This window comes from Cytobacillus mangrovibacter (assembly GCF_042865275.1).
In the GTDB taxonomy this organism is placed as follows: domain Bacteria; phylum Bacillota; class Bacilli; order Bacillales; family Cytobacillaceae; genus Cytobacillus; species Cytobacillus mangrovibacter.
Genome location: NZ_JBIACJ010000015.1, coordinates 23,014 through 35,234, shown reverse-complemented (window position 1 = coordinate 35,234; position 12,221 = coordinate 23,014). Strand labels below are relative to the sequence as shown.

General features: G+C 38.0%; 12 protein-coding genes. 3 read left to right on the top strand and 9 right to left on the bottom strand.

Annotated elements, in window-relative coordinates; genetic code table 11:
- Nucleotides 1-6: 6 nt before the first annotated feature.
- The 4 genes from ACFYKT_RS19500 to ACFYKT_RS19485 form a co-directional block, all read right to left on the bottom strand.
- A complete protein-coding gene (locus tag ACFYKT_RS19500; RefSeq protein ID WP_389222921.1) occupies nucleotides 7-723 on the bottom strand; it encodes an aspartate/glutamate racemase family protein in 717 nt (238 codons plus the stop codon).
- A 34-nt stretch (nucleotides 724-757) separates the two neighbouring features.
- Nucleotides 758-2,263 carry a Mur ligase family protein gene (locus ACFYKT_RS19495; RefSeq protein ID WP_389222919.1) on the bottom strand — a complete coding sequence of 502 codons (1,506 nt, stop codon included), beginning with the start codon at nucleotides 2,261-2,263 and terminating at the stop codon, nucleotides 758-760.
- Nucleotides 2,264-2,293: 30 nt separating this feature from the next.
- A complete protein-coding gene (locus ACFYKT_RS19490) occupies nucleotides 2,294-3,466 on the bottom strand; it encodes a carboxylate--amine ligase (RefSeq protein WP_389222917.1) in 1,173 nt (390 codons plus the stop codon).
- 205 nt (nucleotides 3,467-3,671) lie between these two features.
- Nucleotides 3,672-4,583 carry a DUF4003 family protein gene (locus ACFYKT_RS19485; protein WP_389222915.1) on the bottom strand — a complete coding sequence of 304 codons (912 nt, stop codon included), beginning with the start codon at nucleotides 4,581-4,583 and terminating at the stop codon, nucleotides 3,672-3,674.
- A 287-nt stretch (nucleotides 4,584-4,870) separates the two neighbouring features.
- Here ACFYKT_RS19485 and ACFYKT_RS19480 point away from each other — a divergent pair, with 287 nt between their 5' ends.
- Complete coding sequence (locus ACFYKT_RS19480) at nucleotides 4,871-6,724, top strand: LTA synthase family protein (RefSeq protein WP_389222913.1); 1,854 nt, start codon at nucleotides 4,871-4,873, stop codon at nucleotides 6,722-6,724.
- A gap of 535 nt (nucleotides 6,725-7,259) precedes the next feature.
- Nucleotides 7,260-8,192 (top strand): cation diffusion facilitator family transporter, encoded by a 933-nt coding sequence (locus ACFYKT_RS19475; RefSeq protein ID WP_389222911.1) that lies wholly within the window; start codon nucleotides 7,260-7,262, stop codon nucleotides 8,190-8,192.
- Here the strand turns inward: ACFYKT_RS19475 and ACFYKT_RS19470 are convergent.
- The 5 genes from ACFYKT_RS19470 to ACFYKT_RS19450 all read right to left on the bottom strand — a co-directional run bounded on the left by ACFYKT_RS19470 (nucleotide 8,189) and on the right by ACFYKT_RS19450 (nucleotide 11,342).
- Nucleotides 8,189-8,506, bottom strand: a complete 318-nt coding sequence (locus ACFYKT_RS19470; protein WP_389222909.1) for an ArsR/SmtB family transcription factor — start codon at nucleotides 8,504-8,506, stop codon at nucleotides 8,189-8,191. The two genes, ACFYKT_RS19475 and ACFYKT_RS19470, sit on opposite strands and share 4 nt — an antisense overlap.
- Nucleotides 8,507-8,598: 92 nt before the next feature.
- A complete protein-coding gene (locus ACFYKT_RS19465) occupies nucleotides 8,599-9,288 on the bottom strand; it encodes a hypothetical protein (protein ID WP_389222907.1) in 690 nt (229 codons plus the stop codon).
- Nucleotides 9,285-10,022: a hypothetical protein gene (locus ACFYKT_RS19460; RefSeq protein ID WP_389222905.1), complete on the bottom strand. Its 738-nt coding sequence runs from the start codon at nucleotides 10,020-10,022 to the stop codon at nucleotides 9,285-9,287. The genes ACFYKT_RS19465 and ACFYKT_RS19460 overlap by 4 nt, the downstream gene beginning before the upstream one ends.
- Nucleotides 10,003-10,905, bottom strand: coding sequence for an ATP-binding cassette domain-containing protein (locus tag ACFYKT_RS19455; protein WP_389222903.1), 903 nt, complete (start codon nucleotides 10,903-10,905; stop codon nucleotides 10,003-10,005). The genes ACFYKT_RS19460 and ACFYKT_RS19455 overlap by 20 nt, the downstream gene beginning before the upstream one ends.
- Nucleotides 10,902-11,342, bottom strand: coding sequence for a GntR family transcriptional regulator (locus tag ACFYKT_RS19450; RefSeq protein WP_389222989.1), 441 nt, complete (start codon nucleotides 11,340-11,342; stop codon nucleotides 10,902-10,904). The genes ACFYKT_RS19455 and ACFYKT_RS19450 overlap by 4 nt, the downstream gene beginning before the upstream one ends.
- A 105-nt stretch (nucleotides 11,343-11,447) precedes the next feature.
- Between ACFYKT_RS19450 and ACFYKT_RS19445 the strand changes: the two genes are divergently transcribed.
- Complete coding sequence (locus tag ACFYKT_RS19445; protein WP_389222901.1) at nucleotides 11,448-12,038, top strand: Uma2 family endonuclease; 591 nt, start codon at nucleotides 11,448-11,450, stop codon at nucleotides 12,036-12,038.
- The last annotated feature ends 183 nt before the right edge of the window (nucleotides 12,039-12,221 follow it).

Genomic DNA, 12,221 nt, shown 5'->3' with positions numbered 1-12,221 from the left:
ACAAATTCAGCTGTTCACCTTTTTCACAATCCCGCCAGAATACTCAATCGACCTTTCAACTAGGACATCCATTGCATCCACACAGTATGAAGTGACATCATCGCTTAATTTCAAACATGACAGCTCTGTACATGCTAGGATCACACAACTGCAGCCTTCATTATGAACTAAGTCCTTTATGATTTGTTCAATTATATTCACATCAATGGCCAAGTCACTTTTTACATTATAAATTGTATTCATAATTTGATCCTGATAGACCTTGTTCGGCTTATACAACTGCATATTGTAGGCATTACAGCCCTTTTCATATATGCCGCTGCTTACTGTGCCGTTTGTTGCTAGGATACCTACTTTGCTCTGCTCTCCATATGTTTGATGAATTGTTTTACATGTCTCATCAATCATATGAATTATGTTGACTCCAGTCATTTCCTGCATCTTATCATAGAAATAATGTGAAGTATTACAAGGAATGGCAATATTGGCTACACCCGCTGATTCAAGCAGTTTTAAATCCTTTTCAACCGCATGTAAAAAGGTATCTTCCGTTTTATTCAAAATCACACTTGTTCGATCAGGCAATGTAGCATGATTAAGAATAATCATATTAATATGGTCCTGATCAGCACCAGCAACCGTATTTTCAATAACCTTTTCGAAAAAGACAGATGTGGCCATCGGTCCCATTCCACCGATTACACCTAAGCTTTTCTTTCCCATTATTCAACCTTCTCAATTCACAATTTTTAATTATCTATTCAAGTATTTCGATACGAAGTTCATTTTTTTCCCGAAGCAATTGTAAAGCAATCTCGGCTCCATGATCCATTCCTTGACAGCCAGCCAGAAGAACTAAATCTCCTTCTTCCGCCTTCCCTAATGCACGGGCAATCGCATCTGGTAATTCTTCATATAAATCAACTTGGATACGCGCTTCAGCCATAACTTCTTCAAAGACACGCTGTTCCTCATCTGTCACCTTATCCTTAGCAGTCACATGAGAAACACTCTTCGTCGCAATGATCTCTTTCAAACCAAGCTTCGGAGCCCACTCAGCAATTGCTTCCGCATTTTCCCGGTTAACTGTTGGTCCGCGTTCGCCACGAATGGCATATACTATATGAAGCTTCTTGTAATCCATATATTTTAATGTTTGCAGAGTTACATTGATATTTCCTGTATTAGCAAAATGATCATCAATAATCTTAATATCTTCTTCATAAATAAATTCAAATCGTCTTTCTACACCAGCAAAATTTTTCAATGTATACTGGATCGTTGACACAGCTACACCAGAAAGCAATGCTACAGTAATGGCAACCATTGAATTGTACACAGAATGAAGACCAGGAACAGATAGTTCAATGTCAAATTCTCCAGGAATATATTCAGCGCCATTCGCTTTGAACGCCTTCAAAATTTCGACTGTGAATTTAGCTCTTCCTGTTGTTAAATCTAAGTTTTTACAATGAATATGCCCTTCTTTACTTTCCACACCAAATGTAATGACCTCTGCCTTTGTTTGATTAACGAGTGATGCGGAATATGGATCATCTAGATTTAAAACAGCAATACTTCTTGCACTTGCATTTCTAATCAAACTTGATTTCGCTTCGAAATACTGTTCAAATGATCCATGCGAATCAATATGCTCACGGCTGACATTGTTTAACGTCACAATATCGTAATCAACCGTTTCTACTCGATGAGTTTCTAAAGCAGCTGATGATACCTCCATACATACATGGGAGACATTCTTTTCTGCCATTTCGCCTAAGTAATATTGTAAATCCAATGATTCTGGCGTTGTCAGCTCAGCCGGGATTGTCATATCATCAATTTTTATAGAGACCGTCCCGATTAATCCAGTTTTAAAACCTTCATTTTCAAGAATGGCATTTATCATATAAGACGTAGTTGTTTTCCCATTCGTTGCAGTAACGCCGATCATCTTCATTTTCTTTGAAGGATGATCATAGAATGCATCTCCTAACTGGGCAAGAGCGATTCTGCTGTTCTTTACCACAAATTGCGGGATATCAAACCCTTCTTGCACTTCTTCAACTACAGCTGCTACTGCTCCATTGGCTACTGCTTGTGCAAGGTATTTATGTCCATCTGTTTTATATCCGCGGACACAAACGAAAAGATGTCCATTGGCAACCTTTTGTGAATGGTAGGAAACACCGCTAATCTTCATATCTTTATCATTATGAACACGCTCAACCTTTATCGAACGTAGAAGTTCCTCTAACAGCATTATTTACTACCTCTTTTCTGCATCTATCGATTATTTTCTTTTAAGCATTTTCCCAGCCGTTTTCTTAAAAAAGATCATACCAGGCTTCGGATCTTGCCAATCCCAGATGGCATAAGCCTTTTTCTTGAATAGCGATTTAAACACTTCGCCTTTTGTCAGTTGACCCGTTCGAATATAACCCTTTATCGCTAACATATCCTCATAAGCGTACCAAAATACGCGATTTTTATCTTCTTTCACTGCTTTTGGCGGAAGAGGAGAACCAGTTAATTCCCGATAAGTAATATAAGGGAAATTCACACCGACCTTATACAATAAATTATTAAGGTTCGTAATTCTCGCATTGATTTCGATTAAGTAATACTTCCCAGTATCTGCATCCTTCTTAAACTCTATTTCCGCAAACCCTTTGTACCCGATTTCCTCAAAAAATTTCGCCCCAATCTCATAAAGCTCTGGAACATATTTTTGCTCTGTATAGACAGAGGCACCGAAGTTAATTGGATATTGACGATGTTTTTGACAGGTTACCCAATGAGTCACCTTTGAATCTTGGTTTAAATAAGCATCAAATGTATACATATGATCATCAAACCCAGGAATAATCCGCTGAACAATTACTTCTAAGCCAGCCTTTTCCGCTTTTGCTAAAGCTTCTTCTAATTCCTCTTTATTATGAACCTTAAAAATCTTTTTCCTAAAAGTAGCTACAAATGTAGGGGAATCAGTCGGCTTCACAATGCACGGATATTTGATGATCGTATCGATTTTCTCAAAAAAGTTCTCTTCATTGACACGAACTGTTTCTGGGACAAGCATCCCTTTCTCCACTGCCAATGCATGTAGAGCCTCCTTATTCATCACTTGCGAATAAAGGCCCTTCTTCGTTTGAGGAATTAAATAACACTCCTTCAGTTCATCTAAATACTCATCAATTACTTCAACATACGAATCATGACAAGGAATAAGAACTGGCTTTTCATTTTGTTCGCTCGCATATTCTATTAAAAATTGTACAAATGCTTCCGTTTCTTTTTTATAATGAGGAGAAACTAACCGCTCCGAACAATACTTCGATTCTGCCCCATATGTATCAGCTCCAGCATAATCCACTGCAACTGTATGTATTCCATTCACACCTAAACATCTAATAGTACTCAAACCAATATAATAATTACACCCTAAAATAACTGCTTTATTCAACCTATTCATCTCCCCGAATATCTATTATAACGACATTCTTCAATATATAGATATTGACACAGAAATACGTGACCTTGCAAGAGATAATGAGGAAATTCGAACAAATAGCACAGGTATTTTATGGTTTTGCAAACATCTATCTTATGGAAGGGAATTGACTACATTTTCGGTCAATTTAAAAAGAGCACACCCATATAGATGTACCCTAACTTCCCGATGAAGACGCTGCTGCAATCGCCGCAGTTGTCGCAGCTGCTGATGCTTGCTGTGCTTGGATCATCGCTTGGATGGCAGTTGTCAGTCCTGCGGATGTGTCAATATATTCCTGTGAAACGAAGGTTGCTGCGATTATAATGGCCATATCCTTATACCATTTGAAAACTTTCATTTCTGCTAGTTGTGCAGCGAGGGCTGTTGCTTCTTTTATCTTTCCTGTAAGGGCAATAACACCGAGAGCTGGATAGTGCATCGCTTTCACCTTAAGCCCCTGTCTGGTCAGTTCATCTTTCGTATAAAGAACATTATTAACTAAATCATGCTGAAAATCTCCACTCATAACAAGCATATTAGCTAAGAATTGCAGATCATTTCCCTTCCATAATCCATTTTCATTCAGCCCGCGATAATACCGCTCGGAGATCTCAATTAGCTCATTAACCCTTCCGTCCCTTTTCGCTATAATTACTGCTGCCGGATAATCATCATAAGAGGTAAGGAAACGGTGATGCCTTTTCATTTCTTCATAAACTGCACTAATTCTGCTGACCTCCATATGATCCTCTAATAAAAATGCGGCTATGTATGTGAATGCAGACGAACGCATATTGGCCATTCGCAATGTTTTATAATTATGATGCAAACGATTTATCTCTATTTCAGGATGACTATCCTTTGCCATGATCAAACCCGTCATTGGAAAATAGATGCCTCTTAGCGGGGAGAACATGGAAGCACTTTTTTTCACGAGATCTGATACTTTTAAAAAAGCCTGGCCATCAACCTTTTGTCCTTTCGCAGCAAATTGGGCAGCTGTCATAAGCACAAGCCTACGGTCCATCCAGCTGCCTGTTGCCTGCCGCAGCACTTCAACATTGTCTTCAAGTAATCTTTTCTCCATCTAGAATCACTCCTCCACTCTCATTATTTATTCGACCAACATTTTACATTCTTGGTTGTGAGCAGATGCTCATGTATGATTATTTACGAACTAAAGAGCAAAAAGGTTTCCATTATCTGAATCTTTCTGCTTAATAGAAACGTCATTATATAAGAATCCATTATTTCTCAAGTATGAATAATTATTATGGCAAATAGACTTAGTTAAAGGTATACTTTTTGTTTGCAGAATCGAAAGAAAATCTGATAATGTAAAAAGGAAATCTTTGGTTAGAGGTGCTTTTCTATATGAAAAAGTGGAGTATGAATCTTATAAAATATGTTTCCCATCCGTACGCACTTATTATGATCGTTTTATTTGTAAAAATAGCTGCCTTTCAAATAGTCATTTTCGATAACAAGTCGATTTTCCATATCCTTTTTATCGAATTTCCTATGTGGGCACTTATGCTAACGGGACTTATGCTCCTGCTCAAAAAGAGAAAGTGGCTGTCTGTATGGCTATTTAGTCTATGCTTGTCCGCACTGTTTATCGTCATCATGTACTACACAAGATATTTCTCTACTGTTCCTTCTTATTATGATGTGAAGCAAATTTATCAATCGAACTCAGTTGGTGGCACAGTCGCACTTCTTGGCAGCCCATTTGATTATTTATTTTTCTTAGATGTCGTGCTCATCCTGCCGCTTATATGGTATTTTTCTAGAACATCAAAACCACTCACTTTCCGTCTGTTAAAAAAATCAGCTATTGCATTTAGCTGCATTGGACTAGTGACAACGATTGTTGCCTTTTTCTATCCATTAATTGATGTTTCCTATTTCGCAAAAAAACACGGCTATATCCAATCACAATTCGTACAGTTCTATGAACGTGGTTTTGGAACAGCATTAGCCAAAAATGATCAATTATCAGACGCGGAATTAGAGAAATTAAAGGGAAATGTGCATATTCCATTTTCAGCTCATCGCACATTTGGCCTAGCCAAGGATCGGCATGTTTTCACAATTCAAGTGGAGTCATTGCAGGAATTCACCATTAACAAAACGATTAAAGGACAAGAAATCACACCGAATTTAAATGCGCTTTTAAAAGATAGTGCCTATTTCGATAACGTCTATCAGCAAATCGGTGCTGGTAATACGTCGGATGCTGAGTGGCTCATGCATACCTCTCTTTACCCAGAAGGAATGGACCCGACCGTCAATGTCATTGATGATAGTGAAATTCCATCTCTTGTTCGCACATTGAATAAGCATGACTACGGAACCGCTACCTATCATGCAGACGATATCACCTATTGGAGTCGAGACAAATTATACCCTGCGCTTGGTTTCGAGTATGTCTATACAAGCAATGAAATTCCAAGTGAAAAGGAAATCGGCTTCGGACCAGCTGATGAGGTGCTATTTAACTTTGTAGAGAGTGAATTACAAGAGCAACTAAAAAAGCATTCACGCATGTATTCCAATATTATTACGTTAACAAGCCATACCCCTTTCGAAATGCCGGATGAATATGAATTTCTTAACTTGCCAGATTCCTATAAGGATACATATGTAGGAAATTATCTTCAGTCTGTCCGGTATACAGATGAACAGATTGGGCAATTCATTCAATCATTAAAAAAGCTGGGGATATATGATGAATCAATTATCCTTATCTATGGAGATCATTCTGGATTGCATGGGGCACCTGTTACAGATCATGATTACGAACTGCTAAAGGAAATGCTTGGCCATGATTATAATCTGCATGACCGCTTCGTTGTTCCAGTTCTATTTCATGCACCTGGAATATTTAATGGTGAAACGTATTCCCAGCTTGGCGGCCAAATTGACCTGATGCCTACCTTATTGAATTTGCTTGGCATCGAGCATGATGCACAAATGATTGGTCATAATCTATTCCAATATGAAAAGAACCTTCTTGGCATGCGCTATTACATGCCAGGCGGATCATTTATTAGCAATAACACTTTGTACACAGCACCAAGCGCTAAGCTGCCCGCTTTATTGTATAATCGAGAAACAATGAAAAAAACCAAGAACACAAAAAACATGCAAAAAAACGTTGAGAATACTTTGCAAATCCTGCAGTATTCCGATTATCTTCGAAATGAGATGATCAAGACGGAGTAGAACTAATCTCAAGGAGGGCACAGAATAAAGTGCCTTCTTTTTTTGTGAAAAATATTGCGGCTGAAATTCCATCTTGTTAGTACTCTACCTCGATTAAAGGGACCGTATTTTCCCCTTTTTGTAAATTATTGTTTTATCTCGGACTTACGATCCCCTTTTTTCCTCTTTTTGTTAATTAAGTGCTCTATCTTGGATTTACGAATCCCCTTTTACCTCTTTCTACCAATTAAGTGTTCCATCTTGGATTTACGAACCCTACTTTCCCTTTTTTTACTAATTAAGTGTCCTATCTTGGATTTATGAACCCTACTCTCCCTTTTTTTGTTAATTAAGTGCTCTATCTTAGATTTACAAAGTTTTTCTTACTTTGGATGTTCGCAAAGAAACAATAATGTTTACCCCTAATGAATAATTCACCCAACTTTAGTTGAAGGCTAAATATTATGCCTTTTTTTACTTTTTCTCTTGAACTTTTTCCAGTTATAAAACATAATATATATGAGCATATATTCATATATAAAAAGGAGGGATGGTTATGGGGCATCATCATCATGGACATTCCCATGGGCATGGGCACTCTCACTCCCATGGAAATTCAAATAATAAGAAGGCTTTATTTCTGTCATTCATACTGATTGCAGCATTCATGATTGTAGAGGTGATTGGCGGGGTTTTGACAAATAGCTTGGCCCTGCTTTCAGATGCTGGCCATATGCTTAGTGATGCTGCAGCACTAGGGTTAAGCTTGTTTGCAATAAAGCTTGGCGAAAGAAAAGCATCTGCTTCAAAAACATACGGATATAAAAGATTTGAAATCATTGCTGCCGCACTAAATGGGATTACTCTCATCTTGATTTCGCTTTATATTTTCTATGAAGCATACCACCGTTTTTGGAATCCACCTGAAGTGCTTAGTGGAGGAATGCTAGCCATTTCAACAATTGGATTGCTTGTAAATATCGTTGCTGCATGGATCTTAATGCGTGGGGATAAGGATGAAAACTTAAATGTTCGCAGTGCCTTCCTTCATGTAATTGGTGACATGCTGGGATCTGTAGGGGCGATCATTGCAGCCCTGCTGATGATTTTCTTTGGCTGGGGGATTGCTGACCCAATCGCTAGTGTAATTGTAGCCATTCTAATCATCATTAGCGGGATAAGAGTCACGAAGGAATCCTTCCATATTTTAATGGAAGGAACACCAGCACATCTTGAAATGGATAAGGTAAAGACAGCGCTTTTAAACATTCCATCGGTTTCAGAAGTGCATGATATGCATATCTGGTCTATCACTTCAGGGATGCCGATGCTTAGCTGCCATATTGTCTTTGCCGGTGATGGTGCTCACGATTCTATTCTGCATCATGCCCAATCCATTCTCCATAATGATTTTGAAATTGAACACAGTACCATTCAAGTTGAAAAAGCTGAGCATGGCTGCCCGAATCATCATGGAAGCTGTAATTAATGATGATTCGCATGCTCAATTGTTTGTTTTAATATATCCATGACATGCTCATCATCACAGGAATAGTATAAGGATGTTCCTTCTCGCCTAAATTTAACTAATCGCAAATTTTTCAAAAAGCGAAGCTGGTGGGACACCGTTGATTGTAGCAAAGAAAGGCGCTCGGCAATATCATTCACTGAATGCTCTCCATCAAATAGCAAATGCAAAATACGTATCCGTGTTGGGTCTGACAAGGCTTTAAATGTTTGGGAAACGATAAAAAGCGTTTCTTCATCAAGTTCATTAAAATTAAAATGCTGGTCTTTTTCCAATTGAATCAACCTCCATCCTCATTATAGCAATAGATGAAAAGAAGAAAAATCACAGGCTCGTTAAAACTGATGATTTTTCTTCTTTTGCCTATCTACTTCCTCACATACTCCAGATACACATCTGTTCCTTCAATTAATTGAAGGTTCTGGGGAATTCGTAAATAGAGGGCTGATATACCATTTTGAATCATGCTATTTTCATTACTTCCTTTTGTAAATTGATTGATGGTAAATTCGTTCTTAATCATCGAAACCTTAATATTAGTTTGTTCTGGTGAATGGATTGTCAAAGTATCTTGCGTTAATTTACTTTGAAATGGTTCACCAAGCTTGTCAGTAAAATTGAGACCGTCAATAAAAAATCGATTCGTGTATATGAAGGCTTCAATCTTACCATCATTACTATCCTTCCTTTCTACAAACACTTGAGGGCCGTATCCATTAGTCCTTTCAATTTTCAGTGTTGAATTTTGATAATTATAGGTTATCTCATTTACTAAGAATCCCTCGTCAATTGATTCAATGTTCCCCTCACGAAGCGCCTGAGAAAAAGCACGCCTCTCTTGTTCAATATCTTTTTCACGCAGGAATTCTCTGTTTGATAAATCCTCACCAATAATGAATGGAGCAACAGCTGTTGCTAGAAGCAGTACCCCTACATAAATGAGCAATAACCAATGTGTAATTTTTATAGTGACAGGCCGCGCTTTCTTCATAAAGAATGGAATGGCGATAATTATGGCAATAATAATTAATATTGGAAATAGCGAAAGCAGAATCATCTCCTAACCTCCATTCGCTGTAAAACACTAATAGCAGCTAGAAATAGTAAGCTTGTTGTCAAAGCAATTTTCACAATACACAAAAGGAGTGATGGCTCAAAAAAATAGAATTTAAAGAACTTATTCAGAAATTCCCCTTCCACCGCTGCTTCAAAAAATACAGAGCCGAAAAATAGAGCAGGAAAAACGAAGATAAACAGCTTGCTTATTTGAACGGTCGTGCCAATGAAATAGCCGAGCGCACTAATGCAGAAGAGGTATAAAACGGTAACACTTATCCCAATCGCAAACTCCCCTACCCCACTTTGAATAGTAAAAAGCTGTTCATTAAACAGAAAATAAGCGATAATTTTTAGCAGATTGCTTGCCAACATCGCAGTAACTCCACCAATGATACTTGCTGTTAGTAAAAAAAGAATATTTGCGATGCTGCTGCTTAGCCGATTCGTCACGAATGAAAAGTCATGATTTCTATAAGGCTTTGTTGTGATTGTAATCGCAGTTACAAAAGCCCAGATCATTGTAAAAGCAATAACTAAATTGGCAGAATAGTATTTGACCTCGACATGAAGATAATCTGAAAAGGATCCGACTGAGCCTACACCACCTAAAGAAAAGAGCACCCCTAATATTTGAATCCAAATAAGGGAGCTAAAGGAATCAATATTTGCTTTAAGCTTGAAAAAGTACTGTTTTTTTATAATGTCTAGTAAATTAGCGGTTGTTAAAGACATCGTCAATCCCCCCTTTCGATTCACTAGTTAAGTAGACACAAAGATCGCTAACAGGAACCGCACTTATTTCCAAGCCTGCAAGACTTGCCTTTTGGCGTAATGTTTCATTAAAGTCATTTTTCACGACAGCATACATTGTATCTTTGCCTATGTGATTTTGATAAAGAATTTCCTTGCTCTCTGTCCACTCTTTAACGATTTCCGCTCTTCCTTTTAAGCCAACTGCCCATTCCTTAAGCTCCTCCATCGGTACATGCAGATGTTTTCTCCCATCCTTTATAAGCAGGACATCTTCTAGTAAATCTTCTATTTCATCTAAATGGTGACTAGACAAAATAATTGTGCGTGGGAATGCTAAATAGTCCTTAAGCAGTGCACGGTAGAAATCCTTTCTTACTGCAGCATCCATACCAGTGGTCGGTTCATCAAATATAGTTAAAGGGCAATGGGCGGCCAAGCCGACAATCATATTAAACGTACTCGTCTTCCCTTTGGATAGCCGATGATGGTAGTGCTTTGGATCGAATCCGAAATAATTAAACAAGCGCTTCGCCAATTCCATATCCCAATTCGGGTAGAAGCTCTCTGCCACTTCTAATAATTCATATAACTGCAAAGCAGGCGGGAAGCTCATTTGATCATCAACAAAGATCGTGTTAACTGAGACATTCAGGCTATTAAAGGGTTGTTCGGAAAACACTTTCACATCTCCAGAGGTTTCTTTAATAAAACCAGCAATGATTTTCAACAATGTCGTCTTCCCAACACCATTCCTACCGATTAATCCGGTAATCTTGTTTTCCCCAATCGTAAAGGAAAGCTGATTTAATACATTTCTTCTCAAGTACGTTTTTGTCACATTGTTGCATTCAATGACCTTCATCGCCCACCCTCCTCATTTTGAACTACTTTTATCATTTCGATTAACTCCATGTCGCTCATCTGCAAACGATTAGCTTCCAACACGATTTCATGCACCAATCGCTTCAATGTCTGGTTCTTTCGCTTATTCATAATCATTTCTTTCGCATTTGTTGAAACAAACATGCCAAGCCCCCGCTTCTTATACAGGATATCTTCATCAACAAGTAGGTTAAGCCCTTTAGCAGCTGTTGCTGGATTAATCGTATACATCTCTGCTAATTGGTATTGAGAGTACACCTTTTGATCTCTTTCAAAATGGCCATTCATGATCTCCGTTTCTAGCCATTCTGCAATTTGTACATAAATAGGCTTCGTTCCATCCGTATTAAGAATTAGCTCCGCCTCCTTTACACATAGTGCATTACTGTTGTAATGTAGTATATAATTAAAAACCAAATTATTCAAGTTGAATTATCTATAATATGTCATTTTGTTGGGATTTTTTTGACACTTAATCTGCTATAATAAGTCTAATAAAGGATGAAGTACGGAGGGATAAAGATGGCAGAAGGAAGGAAGATAAATGCGGATAGAGTAAAAGAAGTCGGCCTTACATACGACGACTATGCGGCAATTGATGATGGCAATCGATATGAATTAGCAGGTGGTCAACTTGAATTGATGAGCCCAGCTCCATTGGTTACACATCAGATTGTTAGCTTCGAGATTCTAATAAATTTAAGTCGAAGCTGTGAATTAGATTATTTTATTTTACATGCACCAGTCGACGTCATTTTGTCACCAGCCGAGGTACGACAACCAGACCTTGTACTTATTCACCGAAAGCGTATGGAAATTATAAGTAAACGCGGGATTGAAGGAGCGCCAGATCTTGTTGTAGAGATTCTTTCCCCATCATCGCTAAAGCGAGATAAGATTGACAAAATAAAATCGTATGCACATTTTGGTATTCCTGAATTTTGGATTGTTGACCCTGACACTGGTGTCCTTGAACAATATGTGTTGCATGAGAAGCGATATGAACTTATCGATATCTTTCAAAATAACGAATTAGTTACCTCTCCAAACATCCCTTGCGTTTCCTTTACCATGGCTGCAATTATGGACAAAATTCCAGATCTTTCGGATTAATTAACTATGCTATTGCTAATAGACTTTCACCTTCGCCTCTGCAATGGGCGAAGTTTTTTATTTTTCTTAGGTATTTCAGATCCCTATTTCATTGCAACTGGTTAATTTTTCTGATAATATAAATTTCTTGTCACTCACGCTCCTATGTTTTTCTCCATTGCGGCTGAATTGGTAAATGGAAAG